General features: G+C 56.2%; 15 protein-coding genes. 8 read left to right on the top strand and 7 right to left on the bottom strand.

The genetic code is table 11. The features are described from left to right. Nucleotides 1-38: 38 nt before the first annotated feature. The gene (locus BGN91_RS12410; protein WP_292613574.1) at nt 39-194 is read left to right on the top strand and encodes a hypothetical protein; all 156 of its coding nucleotides are present in this window, start codon (nt 39-41) and stop codon (nt 192-194) included. Nucleotides 195-528: 334 nt separating this feature from the next. Here BGN91_RS12410 and BGN91_RS12405 read toward each other — a convergent pair whose 3' ends face one another. Further along, nucleotides 529-1,161 carry a response regulator gene (locus BGN91_RS12405; protein WP_292613572.1) on the bottom strand — a complete coding sequence of 211 codons (633 nt, stop codon included), beginning with the start codon at nt 1,159-1,161 and terminating at the stop codon, nt 529-531. A gap of 304 nt (nt 1,162-1,465) precedes the next feature. Here BGN91_RS12405 and BGN91_RS12400 point away from each other — a divergent pair, with 304 nt between their 5' ends. Continuing rightward, on the top strand, nt 1,466-2,149 hold the full coding sequence (locus BGN91_RS12400) for a helix-turn-helix domain-containing protein (protein WP_292613570.1): 684 nt from the start codon (nt 1,466-1,468) through the stop codon (nt 2,147-2,149). Between the two features lie 99 nt (nt 2,150-2,248). On the opposite strand, the gene fabI is transcribed toward BGN91_RS12400, so the two are convergent. The 5 genes from fabI to BGN91_RS12375 all read right to left on the bottom strand — a co-directional run bounded on the left by fabI (nt 2,249) and on the right by BGN91_RS12375 (nt 8,632). Beyond that, nucleotides 2,249-3,037: an enoyl-ACP reductase FabI gene (gene fabI, locus BGN91_RS12395; RefSeq protein ID WP_292613667.1), complete on the bottom strand. Its 789-nt coding sequence runs from the start codon at nt 3,035-3,037 to the stop codon at nt 2,249-2,251. Then, nucleotides 3,034-4,248: an acetate kinase gene (locus tag BGN91_RS12390; RefSeq protein WP_292613568.1), complete on the bottom strand. Its 1,215-nt coding sequence runs from the start codon at nt 4,246-4,248 to the stop codon at nt 3,034-3,036. The genes fabI and BGN91_RS12390 overlap by 4 nt, the downstream gene beginning before the upstream one ends. A 5-nt stretch (nt 4,249-4,253) precedes the next feature. Further along, the gene (locus BGN91_RS12385) at nt 4,254-5,216 is read right to left on the bottom strand and encodes a phosphate acetyltransferase (RefSeq protein WP_292613566.1); all 963 of its coding nucleotides are present in this window, start codon (nt 5,214-5,216) and stop codon (nt 4,254-4,256) included. A 36-nt stretch (nt 5,217-5,252) separates the two neighbouring features. Beyond that, on the bottom strand, nt 5,253-7,442 hold the full coding sequence (locus tag BGN91_RS12380) for a DUF3141 domain-containing protein (RefSeq protein ID WP_292613564.1): 2,190 nt from the start codon (nt 7,440-7,442) through the stop codon (nt 5,253-5,255). Between the two features lie 107 nt (nt 7,443-7,549). Then, entirely contained in the window at nt 7,550-8,632 is a 1,083-nt protein-coding gene (locus BGN91_RS12375; RefSeq protein WP_292613562.1) for an AI-2E family transporter, read from the bottom strand. Between the two features lie 108 nt (nt 8,633-8,740). On the opposite strand from BGN91_RS12375, the gene BGN91_RS12370 reads away from it, so the two are divergent. The 5 genes from BGN91_RS12370 (at nt 8,741) to terL (ending at nt 14,633) form a co-directional block, all read left to right on the top strand. Further along, nucleotides 8,741-9,304 carry a GNAT family N-acetyltransferase gene (locus tag BGN91_RS12370; protein ID WP_366408531.1) on the top strand — a complete coding sequence of 188 codons (564 nt, stop codon included), beginning with the start codon at nt 8,741-8,743 and terminating at the stop codon, nt 9,302-9,304. A 1,457-nt stretch (nt 9,305-10,761) separates the two neighbouring features. Beyond that, the gene (locus BGN91_RS12365; protein WP_292613560.1) at nt 10,762-11,256 is read left to right on the top strand and encodes a hypothetical protein; all 495 of its coding nucleotides are present in this window, start codon (nt 10,762-10,764) and stop codon (nt 11,254-11,256) included. A gap of 108 nt (nt 11,257-11,364) precedes the next feature. Beyond that, nucleotides 11,365-12,705 carry a DNA methyltransferase gene (locus BGN91_RS12360; protein WP_292613558.1) on the top strand — a complete coding sequence of 447 codons (1,341 nt, stop codon included), beginning with the start codon at nt 11,365-11,367 and terminating at the stop codon, nt 12,703-12,705. Continuing rightward, nucleotides 12,698-13,198, top strand: coding sequence for a DUF5681 domain-containing protein (locus BGN91_RS12355; RefSeq protein ID WP_292613556.1), 501 nt, complete (start codon nt 12,698-12,700; stop codon nt 13,196-13,198). Before BGN91_RS12360 ends, BGN91_RS12355 begins: the two co-directional genes overlap by 8 nt. Before the next feature lies 1 nt (nt 13,199). Further along, the gene (gene terL / locus BGN91_RS12350) at nt 13,200-14,633 is read left to right on the top strand and encodes a phage terminase large subunit (RefSeq protein ID WP_292613554.1); all 1,434 of its coding nucleotides are present in this window, start codon (nt 13,200-13,202) and stop codon (nt 14,631-14,633) included. A gap of 544 nt (nt 14,634-15,177) precedes the next feature. On the opposite strand, the gene BGN91_RS12345 is transcribed toward terL, so the two are convergent. Further along, nucleotides 15,178-15,354, bottom strand: a complete 177-nt coding sequence (locus tag BGN91_RS12345; protein ID WP_292613552.1) for a hypothetical protein — start codon at nt 15,352-15,354, stop codon at nt 15,178-15,180. 161 nt (nt 15,355-15,515) lie between these two features. Between BGN91_RS12345 and BGN91_RS12340 the strand changes: the two genes are divergently transcribed. Next, entirely contained in the window at nt 15,516-15,698 is a 183-nt protein-coding gene (locus BGN91_RS12340) for a hypothetical protein (protein WP_292613549.1), read from the top strand. Nucleotides 15,699-15,745: the final 47 nt, after the last annotated feature.

Genomic DNA, 15,745 nt, shown 5'->3' with positions numbered 1-15,745 from the left:
TCTAGATCAAACCATCGACGAATTTCTAAGGACCGAAGATGATCAAGAAAAATGGGCTCTGCGATTTCGCTGCACGCGATCGGGTTCGCTCTCTCCACGAGAGCGCAACGCAGACGTTCGAACAGGACTTCACAAACGGACCGACCGGTCGCGCTGGAGTGACGCTCGATGAACTTCTCGACCGGCTCAATTAGCGATCTTGCTGGAAACGGCTTTGTTAGATATGCGGAACATCCCGACTCGATTGCGGCCGAGCGTTTCGCGTCACTATCGTTGCCGCATTACTGGCGGATCGACTACAACATCGTCAAACCCCATTCGAGCCTCGGCGGCCTGCCACCGTCGGTGTTCGCAAACCGGCCCCTGCAAAAGGGCCAAATTGAAGCCGGGCCTACCTTATTGACCGGCAGGAAATTGGGGAGCACGTCACCATCGCCTACTGCGCATCCATTTAGACGCCTAGCCTATCAATATCCATATTGTCCTTCGTCCATGATACCGCGGAGAAAATTGCGGGGAACACAAAGACTAGCTGCCTGAATTTTCGTTGGAATTGATCAGGCCAAGTCGCTCCGCGATCGAAACCAGTTCTGCAAGCGAATGCACCCGCATCTTCTCCATAACCTCGTGGCGATGTGCTTTCACGGTCCGCTCCGTTGTTCCTAGCTCCCTGCCAACTTGCTTGTTAATCTTGCCGCGCACGATCAAATCGAAGACCTGTCGCTCGCGAGGCGTCAATGTCTCAAGAAGCGCAAGTTTGGTATGGAGCTTGCTTCGTTGGATGCTGATTAACTCGTGGCGTGCCAGGGCGCGTTCGATCGCGTCGATCAGTTGCTCTGATAATACTGGCTTGATCAGAAAATCTTCGGCACCTGCCCTGATAGCTCGCACGATCGTCGGGGTGTCAGCATGGCCAGTAACGAAGATGATCGGTAGGATCGACTGGAGCTCGATGAGACGGCTTTGTAATTCCAGCCCCGTCAGTCCGGGCATTCGTATGTCGAGCAGAACGCATCCCGGCCTTTCGGGGCCCCGCAGACTGTCCAGCAATGCCTGGGCCGACGAATGCTTCTCGACTTCATAACCAGCCAGCTTCAGACGACGTTCGACCGCTGTCCGAAACGAAGCATCGTCGTCGACAATATAGACAAGGCCAGGCAAGTCCGCCTCCCAGCCGTCACTCTAGCTTATATCTCGTCCCAGGGTCACCGAGGGGCACTGGCCAAATCCCTGGCCTCCCCACGGGCTGATCCTCACGCGGCGACCGATACCGTTCAAACAAAGGCATCCGAAGCTGGACCCTGTACTTTCTGACACTCTAATACAAACCTGTCCCTTGGTACAATGACCCTAAAGACAATGGTCAAAAAACGTGTCTTAGCGGAAGCTTCAAAGGCTTCCTTCCACGGACATACTTCATTGAGGCAGACCATATCCAACAATCGATACTGTACAGGAGTTGGCCATGTTTGTCCGCGTTACCACCGATTTGGCATATCGCGCCACCTCTCTCGGCGAACTCGGAATAACTAATAATTCAAATCGAAAAATTCGATTAAACGAATTCACCTATAAGAAGGGTACTGAAATATACGGAGAAAATGAGCCTGCTGACTATGTTTATCAAGTCAAGGCGGGCGCGGTGCGAAGCTACAAGTTGCTTTCAGACGGTCGTCGCCAGATCGGCGCATTCCACCTCGTGGGCGACATTTTTGGCCTGGAAAACGGAAGCGAGCATCGGTTTACGGCAGAAGCGATCCAGAACACCACGGTTCGCTTGATCAAACGGCAGAGCCTTGAGATGGTGGCCGAGAGCGATGCCATGGTCACGCGAAATCTGCTCAGCATGACCACGGACAATCTGCAGCATGCGGAAAATCACATGTTGCTGCTCGGTCGCAAGACGTCTCTGGAACGGGTCGTCGCCTTCCTGATTGAGATGGACCGACGGCTCACGGCGGCCGGCGTCATACCACTGCCGATGTCGCGGCGCGATATTGCCGACTATCTGGGGCTGACTCTGGAAACGGTGTCTCGCGCATTATCGCGGCTGCATGAATTGGATATCATCGGCTTTGTCGGCAGCAATCAGCGCCAGATCGTTCTCTTGAACCGAGGGCAGCTCGCTAATCTTGATCAGCAGACCTGAACCCGGACGCGTCGGGGCGAGGTGGCCGAGCATCTACTCGCCTATGTATGAGCGCGAGCGCAACGTTCGCTGACGACTGATATAAGCAGCACCAACGTGCTAATCGATAATATGATAGCCGCCATCAATATAGAGGACGCCCCCGGTGATGAGCTTGGCGCCATCGAGAGCCAGAAACGCAGTTGCGTTGCCGACGTCGTCGATACTGACGAGACTGCGCGATGGAGCCTTTGACTGTGCCTTGTCCATGAGTTCGTCGAAGTCCGGAATGCCGGAAGCCGCGCGCGTAGCGAGTGGTCCTGGCGAGATTGCGTGAACGCGGATGCCTTTCGGGCCCAGTTCCGCAGCGATGTAGCGAACGGCGGCTTCAAGCGCCGCCTTTGCCACGCCCATCACATTATAGTTCTCCACCACCATCTGGCTGCCGTAGTAGGTCATGGTGAAAATGGATCCGCCCCGTTTCATCAATGGTTCGGCCAAATGAGCCATTCGCATAAATGACCAGCACGAGACATCCATCGTTTTAAGGAAGCCGTCGCGATCTACGTCTGTCACTCGTCCGTGGAGGGCATCCTTTGGAGAGAAGGCGATCGAATGCAGCAGAAAATCCAGCTGCCCCCAGTCCGCTGCGATCCGTTCAAATACCCGCTCCGTCTGCCCCTCGACCATGACGTCGAGCGGCATGAAGATCGACGCCTGCAATGCTTGTGCAAGCGGCTCGACGTGCTTTTTCGCACGCTCGTTCAGATAGGTCACGGCAAGTTCGGCACCGAGCGCACGAAATGCCTTGGCGCACCCCCAAGCGATCGATTGATCGTTGGCGATACCTACGATCAGGCCCTTCTTGCCTTTCAGAGCGACCTTGGTATCCGGAAATTCGGGAATTATGGCACTCTCTCCTGCCTGGCACTCGAGGTTGGTGCACCCATCAGCAACGCCAATGTGTGCTGCGCGATCATCAATTCCTCGTCGGTTGGTATGACGTAGACCGGAACGAGGCTGTCGGAGCCGGATATCAGGCGCGCGTGGCGAGAATTCGCGGTCGGATCCAGCGTCACGCCAAGCCAACCCAGTTGATCGGCGACGCGCGCCCGAATGCCTGTCGAGTTTTCCCCGATGCCGGCTGTAAAGACAAAAGCGTCCAGCCCCTGCAACGCGGCCGCAAGCATGCCGGCGTTGAGGCAAATCCGATGGACGAAATACTCGACGGCCAGTTTTGCCCTTTTATCCTCACTTGCCTCTAGTTCGCGCATATCATTGCTGACGCCTGAGAGTCCCTTCAATCCGCAATCGCCGTAGAGGAATTTCTGTACGTCCGAGGCCGACATTTTTAGTTCCGATATGAGATAGAGCACGACACCGGGGTCGAGTTGTCCCGGACGCGTTCCCATGGGTAGCCCGTCGAGTGCCGTGAACCCCATGGTACTCTCGACGCTGCGTCCTCCCTTCAATGCGCACATGGAGGCTCCGCTCCCGAGATGAGCGACAATCACCAGCCCCTTGGCAATTTCAGGGGCGATATGCGCTAACGTTTTCGCGACATATTCATATGAAAGACCATGAAAGCCGTAACGCCGGACGCCCTCGGCATATAATTGGTATGGAATTGCATAGTAGTCAGAGACAGCGTCATGCGTGCGGTGAAACGCAGTATCAAAACAAGCCACCTGTGGGAGTTTTGGAAAATTGGCGAGAAGCGACCGGATCGGAGCCAGGTTATGCGGCTGATGAAGCGGGGCAAGCGCCACGAACCGCTCCAGTCGGGCTACGACACCGTGGTCGATCAGCACTGGCTCGCTGAAATCCGGTCCACCGTGAACGACGCGATGACCGACTGCGATCGGGCTAACGCGGATTTCATTGCGCAGCCATCCGCCGACGACGCTCATTGCGGCTGGGACGTCCGAAACCGATTCGATCGGATAGGCGCGGTCGGCCAGTGGTTCGCCTTCCACGCCGCTCGCCCGCAGACGAGGACGACGGCCAATGCCATCCATCTGGCCCTTGATCTGCCGCCGCAATCTCCCTTCCCCTTCGATCGAAAAGATCTGGAACTTGACGCTCGAGGAGCCTGCATTGACGACGAAGATGGTATCCATGGCGATCACGCAGCAACTGTTGGAGCCTGCTGGCGCCTTGCATTCGCATAGAGAGCCCCGACTGCGCAGGAAGCCATCCGAGCGCGCGCCGAGTCTGCACGTGACGTCAGAACGACAGGTACCCGGGCACCGAGCACGATGCCGGCGCTATCCGCCTTGGCGAAATAGGCGAGATTTTTCGCCAGCATATTGCCGGCCTCGAGGTCGGGCACGAGCAGGATCTGCGCTCGTCCGGCAACCTCGGACCTGATTCCCTTGATCCGTGCCGCTTCCGCATCGATAGCGTTATCGAAGGCGAGAGGTCCATCGAGCACGCCGCCAGTGATCTGCCCACGATCGGCCATTTTACAGAGCGCCGCAGCTTCGATCGTAGACGGAATACTGGAAGTAACGGTTTCAACCGCCGACAGGATCGCCACGCGAGGCGATTTTCCAAAGCCGGTTTGCGTATAGAGATCAATGGCGTTCTGAATGATGTCGCGCTTGGCATCGAGATCGGGAAAAATGTTGATGGCCGCGTCCGTCACAAATAGCGTTTCGGCATAGGCCGGCACGTCCATTACGAACACGTGGCTGATCCGCCGGTTCGTTCGCAGCCCGCCCACCTTCGCCGTAATGCTGCGCATGAGTTCGTCGGTATGCAGGCTGCCCTTCATCAACATCTCGCCCGCGGCAGCATGGATGAGTTCAACGCCCTTTGCAGCCGCAGCCTCGCTGTGCGCCGCATCCACAATCTTGAAGCCGGAGATGTCTAGGCCACACTTGCCGGCCGTATCCCTGATTTTTGCTTCAGGCCCGACCAGCGTCGGCCGGATGATGCCTGCCGACGCACTGTCGATGACACCACGCAGCGAGGTTTCATCGCAGGGATACACGACGATGGTCGGTGTTGGCGGCGCCGCCTTGGCCGCGGCGATCAGACGGTCATACTTGCTGGGAGAACGCGCTTTTACTGTATCAACTGGCATGGCGTTCATGTTCCCTCCGGATCTTTCCGATTGACGCTACGATGCCTTCGCCTGATCGAAGCGAGCGAGGTTCGACACCTTGTCCGAGACCTCGTCTGCGTTGACGCCGAAAAGTTCCGCAACACGCTTCAGGCGCTTTGCGGCTTCACCCGAAACTGCCGCACTGGCGGACAGCACTTCGCCGATTGTCAGGAAAGTCGCTTGACGCATGCTTGCATCGTCGGGCAACAGTTTCGGTATCGCGGTCAACGCCCCTTCCTGATCGAGCAGAAGCATAAAGAACTGCTCCCGGACCAGCATTTTGAACTCGGTCAACGTCAGCCGCGCACCGGCGTTGCTCCGGCGGACGTTACGCATCGCTTCCAGGCTACGCTCATCCACCATTCCTCTCGCCGACCCGACATATAGCAGACTGCGAATGGCCGCTTCGCGAAGTCCACCTTCACCGATTTTGGATTTCAGCTCGACGATACGCCTATTGAGCATTTCTCGGTGTGCAGCAGACATCTCCTGCCGGCGTGACGGAACGGATTGCAGATCGATTCCGACTGCCGCTTGCAATGCCGGCGAGCCATAGACTGCAAGAAAAGTCGCCTCGCTCAGGGCCTCCTGCGAATCCCGCCAAATGTCCAAAGCGTGCACGATTTGCTTGGAGACCTGCTCCTGAAAGGCAACGAAGGGATTGTCCGTCGAGACCTGTTTCCGATCCTCTTTTGTCTGCTCCGCCACCGCCTTTATCGCAGACATGAACGGATTGTGGCTGCCGAACGCTTCATATTGAAGCCGCAATGGGTGCAGATTGCGCATCAATTCCGCCACCTGCGGAGTCACCGCGCCTTTAATCCAAGGCTGCATAAATCTCCGGTAAGCGGCCAGATTGATTTCCGATACGCGTTTGGCAGTGGCAAACCGACGTTCATCCTCGAACGAATTGCCGCCCATGGCACGGATGTCATCAAGCGTCCGCGCCTCGCAACGCATGACCCACTGACCGACAGCAAGGTCGGCATTCGTCGTGTCGGCGTCTTTGGCTTCGAAAACCGCTTCGTAGAGACCGGGTGGCAAAATATCGATCAAATCGATATTGCTGGAAAATTCCGCGTGTTCTTTCTTGGCAATGCCGCCGGAAACGAAAATGCCGAGATGGCCGACGCTCTCGTGAATCGTGTAGACGATCGTTTGACCGTAGGCCCTGATTTCGTCCACGTCCGCATAGAGATCGAGAATCCAGTCCAACGCCTGCTGCGGCGGGGTAATATTATCTCCCTTGGAGCAGAACACCACGATCGGTGATCTGATATTACGCAGGTCGACCGCTTGACCATCAGACATCCTGATACGACCGGCAGCGAGGTTGTTGCCAACGAACAGTTCGTCGACGATGAATTGGATTTCCTCAGCGTTCAGATTGACGTGCCCGCCCCACCAGCGTTCGAAGTCGAGATATCGCTCGGCCTCAGTATCGACCTTTGAGTAGACGTTGTATTGTTTGGTCCACAGTGTATTCGATGGGTTCTGGCTTTCGAAGTTTTGTACGAGCCACGCGCCGTCGAATTTTCCGGCCCCGAGATCGCTCGTCAGCGCAGTCAGCCAGCTTCCTCCCAGCAGACCACCCAGGTAGCGCATCGGGTATTTGCCATGCACGCCCGCCCAATAGGCAAGCGGCGCGCCAGCGATGATGACGGGACCGAACAGTTCGGGTCGCAGCGACGCCAGGATCACGACGGCCCAGCCGGCCTGGCAATTCCCGATAACACACGGTTTGCCGTCGGCTTTCGGATGAAGGCTGATGACTTTCTCGATAAACAGGGCTTCGGCGCGCGCGATTTTCTCGATTGTTTGTGCGGGCATCGGCTGAGGCAGGAAGCCGATGAAATAGCACGGATGCCCCGCTTTCATCGCAACGCCGATTTCGCTGTCTGCCTTGAATCCTCCGATTCCGGGACCATGTCCGGCACGGGGATCGACCACGATGAATGGTCGCCGATCGGAATCAATTTCAATGTCTTTGGGCGGAATAATGCGCACGAGCACATAATTTACCGGCTCATCCAGTTCACGGCCATCGATGATCAGTTCGGCGGCATATTGCAGAACATGCGGCGCGGCTTGCGCGGCGTGTTCTCGATACTGATCTCCGCGTCGCCGCAAGACGTCCAGGAACAGAACGCTGCGTTGACCCGCGTCCATCATGTACTCTATCGCCGAGGCGACAAATCCAGACATGGGACCGCGCCGCGGCGTTGCGCTATCCATCGGCATGTTTTGACCCTCGCGGATTCAGTCAACCAACTCCGCGACGAGGAGCATTGATCTAAGTCAACGTTCGACAATCAGTCTGGCGAGGACGCGGTATCGGCGCGTCCGCTATGTATCCAGGCCACCGTCAATTCCCAGGCCAGAGAGAGAATGATCGGTCCCACGAAAAGGCCGACAATTCCATGCGCGAGCGTTCCTCCGATCACCCCGACTAAAATGACAAGTGTGGGGGTCGTCAGGCCGCGCTTCATCACGAGCGGCTTCAAGATGTTGTCAAGTACGCCGACAAAACCAAGTAAAACCGTCAGCAGTAGCGCCGTGGTGAAATCCTTGTCCGTCCAGATCCAAATGATCACGGGAACCAGGACGATTGCGGCGCCGACTTGAATGATCGACAGGATCATAACCGCGAAGGCCAACAAGCCGGCGCTTGAAATACCCGCCAGCTTGAAACCGATGCCGGCCAATAGGGATTGGATGATTGCGACGCCGATGACACCCTGAGACACCGCACGGATGGTCGCGCCCGCCAGTTCGAGGAAATGTTCACTCTGCTCAGGCACGATGCGATAGAGGAAATGCTTGCCAGCATCTACAAGCTGTGAGCCGTAGGGGAAGAGAAACCCGGCCAGCGCTACGGACAGAATGAACTTCAGCATGCCCACGCCGGCGTTGCCGGCAAGAGCCAGCAAAACCCCTGCCAATGGCTTCAGATAAGGAGCCACTTCGCGCACAGCGGCTCGAATATTGCCGGACGCCTGGTTCCAGAATTCGTAAAGATTTGGGCCGATGAGCGGCCAGGTGTTAACGATCTCCGGCGGGGATGGAATCACCAGGTTACCAGCACCCAGATTTCCAGCGAACTCTTTCACCCCGTTCAAGGCACTTAAGCCAAGCCATGCTGCTGGTCCGACGACAATTGCGAGATTGATAAGAGTGAGAATTGTCGCTGCGAGCTTTGGACGGCCGCCGAGAAGCCTGGAAAGGAAATTGAAAACGGGATAAAGCGCGACGGCGAGTACGATGCTCCAGGCCAGGATAGGCACGAAGGGACGGATCAGAATAAACGTCCAGTAAATGAGGAAAGCGAGCAACCCGAGGCGGATCACGAGCTGAATGACGTCGTCTCCGGGCAGGTACTGGCGAAAGGTTTTCAAGGAAGCACCTTTCATCTGGGGCGGGCATATCGTCGCCAAACTACCCGCGGCTCTCACATCATAGGCTTGATCCAAATCAAACGGCCGCGGGTTGGCTTAAGGCTCCAATTGGCGATTCCGATCGAATACCGCCCTTGTTTGCCGGCACCAATGACTAAAGCCATCAACTACACTGCACGCGAATTTCTGCGCGACGGCAGCCCGGTCGAAATCCGCGCCCTTTGGCAGGAAGACGAAGCCGCCATGCTCGCCGCTATTGAAAGGACCAGTGCGCAATCGCTCCAGCGTCGCTTCTTCGTTACGAAGCGCCACTTCTCGGAGAAGGAGCGGACCTTCTTCATGAACGTTGACTTCAGGAACCATGTCGCGATCGTCGCGGTCACAGAAGACGCCGGCCGCAAGGTGATCGCCGGAGGCGGCAGGTATATTGTTTTCGAGCATGGGCGGGCCGAGATGGCATTTGTCGTTGTCGACGCTTGGCAGGGACGAGGCGTCGGCTCAGTTCTGATGCGTCATCTCATTAAGCTCGCGCGCGACGCCGGGTTACAAGAATTAACGGCTGACGTTCTGCTCGGGAACGCCGCAATGAGAAAAGTATTCGAAAAATTCGGCTTCACGAGTACCGCCCACCAAGACCCTCAGACACTTCATCTGGTTCTGAAGCTCTCCTAGAAAGCGTTTCCAGAACGGGAAGCGCGGCATTGAAAAGAAAGCCTCGCACACTGAAGGCAGAAAGCATCTCCTTGCTGCACTCTGTAGCCGGTCACGCATCGAACGCTCGACCATCCCTTGGTTGGAGTTCGTTCGTCTGTCAACCACCGCGCGCGTGCTTTCCTAGCGCGAGCCGCCGGCACCTATGGATTGTCCTGATAGATAATGTTTGGGTGAACGCTTGGGGCAATTCGGCAGCGGGACTCCTTGCGGATAATTTTCGGTGTTCCATTGATCTAGGTCAAGCACCGAGCCCGTTTGAGCCAGAAATCTTCCTTAGGACGAAATTACGACAGCTAGTCGTGAGGAGGACGCCATGTTTCGTTATGCTCTTGCTGGTCTAGCCATAGTTGTTCTTGTTGCCTCGAGTCTGCTTCCCGATACCGCCCTCGCTCGCCGTGGCGGCGGCTTTCGTGGCGGTGGCTTCCATGGGGGAGGAATGCATAGGGCCCACTTCCGGGGCGGGGCTGTCCATGCTGGAAGACACGCTCATGTATCCCGTCCAATCGCCCGCGCGCCGTTAGCCCGCACAGCGGCTGCCCGGGGAGTCTATCGAGGCGCGGCTTATCGCGGTGCCTATAGAGGTGCAGCCTACGGTGCGGCAGCCGTCGGTGCCGCTGCAGTAGGTGCCTACGGCTACAACTATTACAATAATGGTTGTTACCGCGACGCCTACGGTAATGTAGTTTGTTCTAATCAATATCCGTATTGATGGCCGCATGCCGAACGGCAAAGCGGGAGCTAATTCTCGAAAAGAAAATCCGGCTGGATGATTCAGCCAGCCGGTTTAACTCGCCACAATCGTTTAAAGAGGCGCCCGTGCCCGGATGCATACGCGAGATAATGGGAAATCCGCTCGCGCCTGCCTCTATAGCTGGCAGGCCTTGAAGCCTCGATAAAACTCAGGCTCCCGGCGCGCCGGTCCGACCTGCGCAGCTCATTTCTCCGTCGTCTCGCAAGCTCTGGGCGGGTCCTCAGAAGGGGCGCGATACGGTTCGCCAGTTCGAAGCACGGCACAGATGATCCGTGTGTTCTTGTTGGCAACCGCAACCGTTGCGCGGTTGAACCCGCGCCGCTGCCGAAGCTGATTGGCCCATGAACCTGGTCCAGGCCGCGATCGATCGCGGGAATGCGTGGTGGCGGACGCAGTCAGATGCAAACCGGTCTCCCTGTTATTTGGGCTAAAACAGGGTGATTTCCTGCAAAAAACAGGGAAACGTATGCCGACAATCGTGACTTACGCCTGCCTCGCAGCACGTTCTGTGATTTTATTGAAAGAGGATATCAGGGAATAACAGGGAGGCCGCCCCCCAGAAACACGATCGACAAAGACAAAAACACAGTCTTTTCGGAGCACTCCGGCCTTTAAATTCACTCCGTTTTGTCTATAGATATCGTTAGACATCGGAGAGATTTCCTTGCCTCATTCTGCAATTGCCGTTTTCACCAGCAAATCACTTGAGACGCTGCTCGCACATGGCGGTTCCGGCCCTTGGGTAGGTGCGGAACAACGCGTGCAGCAGCAGGAATTTCTGGTCTGTGTCCGAAAGGAGAGGCCTGGCGCGGAAAGCCACGGTGGGGCCTTTTTGGTCGGAAAAATCAGTGCTGTCCGCAAGCACGGCTTTGACCGACGAGGTCAACAGCGCTGGTTTTTCGAGATCAGCGAATTCGCCATTCCCAGCCATCGCGGCCGATGGGAGTGGCGTAATCCGGTCAGGTATACAACCCTCGAAGAACTCGGGATTGAGTTAAAGAAGCTCAAATTCAAGCCTGCGCCGCCGCCCACGCAGAGCATACCGACGCCGGACGCCGCTTCTAGCGTCAAGCCCTTAACGATAGCCGAGGCCAAGGCGGGGCTGGCCGCCAAATTCGGCGTGAGCACGGACGCCATAGACATCCACATCAAAGGATAACCGCGGTCGCGTTAAGCATTTGCGCGCACGGTATGCGACGCCCCATTGTCATATCTATTAGATATCTATAGATCGTCATCTGAAGATACAGCAATCGCAGGCATCGATATGAATAACCCGCAGATCCAATACGTCGCACCCCAAAGTTTGAGGCCGTTTGCCGGAAACGCACGCACGCACTCAAAAAAGCAGATCAAACAGATCGCGAGATCGATCGAGCGCTTCGGCTTCATCAATCCGTTGATCGTTTGTGACGGCGTCGCGCTCGCCGGAAATGGGCGATTGCAGGCTGCGCTGCAGCTAGGCCTCAAATCCATTCCGATCATCGTCGTGGAAAATTTGTCCGATGCCGATCTCCGGGCCTATGTGATTGCGGACAACCGGCTCGCGCAAAATGCGGGCTGGGATCCTGATGTTCTGGCGATCGAATTGCAGGGCCTTCTCGACCTTGGCTTTGATGATTTAGAGCTGACAGGATTTTCGCTCGGCGAAATCGACGGTATTCTTAGCGACGCAGCAGAGAAAAGCTCTTTCGAGCCAGGTCCCGAAGACTCACTTCCCGAAAATTTTGGGGCCGCCGTCTCGCGTTCAGGCGATTTGTGGCTTCTCGGAGCACATCGTCTGATATGCGGCGACGCTCAGAATGCGGCGGACTACGATCGCGTATTGGCAGGAAGGCCTGCCGATCTCGTTCTCACAGATCCACCCTATAATGTTCCCATCAAGGGCCATGTCTCCGGGTTAGGCAAGATACAGCATCCTGAATTTGCAATGGCATCCGGCGAAATGTCGGAGAGTGAATTTAAAGTATTTCTATCGACATTCCTTTCACACGCTAAAGCCCATTCCCAGGCCGCTGCAATTCTATTCGTCTTTATGGATTGGCGCCACTTGTTCGAGCTGTCCGTCGCTGGACGCGAGAATGACCTGGAGCTGAAGAATCTTATCGTCTGGGCCAAAGACAATGCCGGCATGGGAAGTTTCTATCGATCAAAGCATGAACTCTGTTTTGTCTTCAAAAATGGCGAGGGTTCTCACGTCAATACTTTTGAGCTGGGGCAGCATGGTCGCTATCGGACGAATGTTTGGGAATACGCTGGCGTAAACACGTTTCGAGCGGGTCGTACGGACGATCTGGCGATGCATCCAACGGTTAAGCCGACGGCGATGATTGCCGATGCCATTCGCGACGTGACCAAACGGGGAGCTGTGGTGCTCGATCCCTTCGCGGGCAGCGGCACGACCCTGATCGCAGCCGAAAAGACCGGACGCACGGCGTGTGCAATCGAATATGATCCGCGCTTCTGTGATGTCATCGTCCGTCGTTGGCAGGCTTACACCGGTAAAGCTGCAACGCTTGAGGGCGACGCAAGCACCTTCGAAGACATCGAGACGAAACGCGGCGGCACTGTCAACTCCTCGACATCCGAGGACAATGGCAATGGATGACGATCTCCGGCCTCAGCCCGTTCTCCCGGACCCATCCTCTGATGACTCCACGGTTGGTCCTGGCCGCCCGCCGAAAGCAACACGCTGGAAAAAAGGAGGTCCCTCGCCTAATCCAAAAGGACGTCCCCGAAAAGATTCCGTATTCGCAGATGTGAAGAGGCTTTTCGAAGGTGCGTTAAACGAAAAGGTTTCGCTGATGCGTAACGGTCAACCCGTGACCCTAGCGAAGCTTGCGCTGGGCTTCGAGCAACTGGCAAACCAGTTCGCCAAGGGTGATCGCCACGCGCGGCGTGACGTTTTTATGTTTTCTGAGCTGCTGGGCATCGACCTTACCGGTAAGGCAGAGGCTCTCAAAGAAGCGCTGACACCAACCCACCAGGAGATCCTGGACGCCTATTTAGCTCGTCAACGACCGTCCGACGAACGACATAAAGATGAGCGCGTGATTGCGCCGGTCGATTTGCTCGATAACGACGTGGATGAAAAGCGCTAATATGAGTCACATATCAACTGCCTTTAATGGCGCAGAAATCCCTCCCCAACTTGTGCTGCGCGCAACGCTAGCGCGTGATTTCTGTGCTTTTATTGAATTTACCTTTGGAGTTCTTCGACCGGGCACGCCATTTCGACCCAATTGGCATATCGAGGCGATGGCTCATAAATTAGCTCAGGTAGAGTCAGGCCAAATCAAGCGACTCATTATCACCCTCCCACCACGCAATCTTAAATCCATCTGCGCTTCCGTTGCGCTGCCTGCCTGGTTTCTTGGTCATCATCCCTCAGAAAGGGTCGTCGCTGTTTCCTATTCCGATTCGCTCGCGAAAACCCACGCGAACGATTTTCGCAAGATCGTGAGTGACCCGATCTACCAGGCCACATTTCCGGCAATGAGGGTCTCTCGTGACACCGATAGTGAGATCCATACCACGCTACGCGGACGGCGCTACGCGACCTCGATCGAGGGAACATTGACAGGACGCGGCGGTAACCTCGTCATCATTGATGATCCACTCAAACCCAACGACGCCCATTCGGAAGCAGCCCGCACTCGCAGTATAGAATGGTATCGCTCGACGTTGGTGACGCGACCCGACGATAAGATGGCCGCCCGCATTGTCGTTGTCATGCAACGAGTTCACGAAGAAGATCTAGTTGGTTATCTTTTGGAACAGGGCGGATTTGAAGTCTTAAATCTTCCGGCGATCGCGCAGTCGGATGCCTCCTATGAACTTGGCGCGGGTGGTATTTACACGCGCCGAAAGGGGGAGTTGCTTCATCCCGCCCACGAACCGGCCGAGGTGCTGCGCGATCTCAAGAAAAGCATGGGATCTTATGCATTTTCTGCGCAATACCAGCAGTCTCCTATTCCTCCCGGTGGCCGGATCATCAAGAAAAGATGGTTCAAGCGATACGGTCAGTTGAGTCGCGAACCGCGCGATCGTATTCTAATTAGCTGGGACATCGCACTTAGCGAAACTGAAGCCGGAGATTTTTCGGTGGGCGTCGTGCTGCTCTGCCGAGAGGAAACGTTTTATGTCCTCGATGTTGTGCGGGGAAAATTTCCCTTCGATCAACTCAAGCGCAAAATTATGGAACAAAAGCAAATCTATCCTGGCTCAACATTGCTTATTGAGGATTCTCCAATCAGCCATGGCCTCATCCAATCATTGCAAGAATCGCGCATCAATGTAGTCACTTTCCGGCCCGACAGAGACAAACGGGCTCGGGTGATTTCACAGAGTGATCTATTTGAAGGTGGGTCCGTGTTCTTTCCAGAAAATGCTCCATGGCTCGAGGACTTCGAAAACGAACTTCTTGCCTTTCCCGGCCGACACGACGATCAGGTCGATGCGCTCATCCAAGGAATGGCGTGGCAACGCGAGGGATTTGGTTTTGTACGGTCGGGCCGCACGATCGGCATTATTTAATCGCACCGGCAGCCCGGCCGAACCTTCTGCGCGTGAGTGAGCGCACTCATGTTGCTATTGCGCTCGCTAAGCGCGTCCGATCGTCCAGCCAGCTAAATAGCCCAGCCTCAAGTGCGGCCTTCGTCACCCTGTCGGCTCAATCCTACACCAGTGACGATCGAACACCGCTCTCAGGTTCGCGCTTATCTGGATATGTCACAGACAGGACGCCGACTCATCGTGTTAGCTACCAAAGGATTCGTCATCCCCGTCACGCTTCACTGCGGATAGGAGGGGCAGTTCGGCGTCCTCAAGCGGACTTCGGTCGCAAGTGTTAAAGCGAAGTTCTACCTCTTGCGCGATGCGAAGCCGAGATAAACCAGAATAGTGGATGCATTGGGCAGGACTTCTTGGCCAATCCGATCATTCTGCAGCGTTCTTCGAGCCTTATGCCTTCGATACCCACCCGCAGGGCCCGTGCTCGATGGCCCGACACGGGTCGACGCGCATGTCTACCCGCGCGTCGAGCTGCTCATCATGCCTCTATGAGGGATGTTTCAGGGAATCAGGTGTGGGAGCCTGAGTCCCTGCCCTCGCCCATAGTGGTGCCCTTGGGCTTTTCTTCATCGCGCTTCGTCGGGATCTTCACGCCGGGCTGCTGGTTTTCCTGCACGCCCGCTTTCATGTCCGATTTCAGCGGCGCCTTCGCGCTGTGGTCCACTTTCGCGTTCGGGTTCGACATAGAACTCTCCCTGTTTGCTTGGCCGGGCTAATGCATGGGCGGATGCAAAGTTCAGGCGAACGGGCAAAACTTTTTGCCTCAGGAAGCCGGCTCCAATTGACGCACCCGCAGGAACGCCTCGCGGCGGCGCCGGTTGTTTCCCATGATGCCTCTCAACGATCATGGGTAGCAAGACGGAATTCCCGCCGGCCGGACAGCCGAAGGTCGACCCGAAGGAAACCCACGGCAAGACCCTGGAGCAGCTCACGGAAGAGAAGCGGAAAGAGATGGACGAGAAGATCAAGAAGGGCGGCGACGAGAACATCAAGTATGCGCCCCCGGGCAGAAGCGACATCGTTCCGTAGAGCAGAGCTAAGTGCCGAGGAAGCCGCCAGCCCCTTGCAGGCGCCGA

The organism is Nitrobacter sp. 62-13 (assembly GCF_001896955.1).
Lineage (GTDB): Bacteria > Pseudomonadota > Alphaproteobacteria > Rhizobiales > Xanthobacteraceae > Nitrobacter.
The sequence above is the reverse complement of the archived record's forward strand: the minus strand, read 5'-3'. Positions and strand labels throughout refer to the sequence as shown.

What these genes read in the sequence shown, in the direction of transcription:
- terL (WP_292613554.1), top strand. Translation starts at nt 13,200, where the DNA reads ATGAGTCACATATCAACTGCCTTTAATGGCGCAGAAATCCCTCCCCAA.
- BGN91_RS12345 (WP_292613552.1), bottom strand. Translation starts at nt 15,354, where the DNA reads ATGTCGAACCCGAACGCGAAAGTGGACCACAGCGCGAAGGCGCCGCTG.
- BGN91_RS12410 (WP_292613574.1), top strand. Translation starts at nt 39, where the DNA reads ATGATCAAGAAAAATGGGCTCTGCGATTTCGCTGCACGCGATCGGGTT.
- BGN91_RS12400 (WP_292613570.1), top strand. Translation starts at nt 1,466, where the DNA reads ATGTTTGTCCGCGTTACCACCGATTTGGCATATCGCGCCACCTCTCTC.
- BGN91_RS12380 (WP_292613564.1), bottom strand. Translation starts at nt 7,442, where the DNA reads ATGTCTGGATTTGTCGCCTCGGCGATAGAGTACATGATGGACGCGGGT.
- BGN91_RS12390 (WP_292613568.1), bottom strand. Translation starts at nt 4,248, where the DNA reads ATGGATACCATCTTCGTCGTCAATGCAGGCTCCTCGAGCGTCAAGTTC.
- BGN91_RS12360 (WP_292613558.1), top strand. Translation starts at nt 11,365, where the DNA reads ATGAATAACCCGCAGATCCAATACGTCGCACCCCAAAGTTTGAGGCCG.
- BGN91_RS12355 (WP_292613556.1), top strand. Translation starts at nt 12,698, where the DNA reads ATGGATGACGATCTCCGGCCTCAGCCCGTTCTCCCGGACCCATCCTCT.
- BGN91_RS12340 (WP_292613549.1), top strand. Translation starts at nt 15,516, where the DNA reads ATGGGTAGCAAGACGGAATTCCCGCCGGCCGGACAGCCGAAGGTCGAC.
- BGN91_RS12385 (WP_292613566.1), bottom strand. Translation starts at nt 5,216, where the DNA reads ATGCCAGTTGATACAGTAAAAGCGCGTTCTCCCAGCAAGTATGACCGT.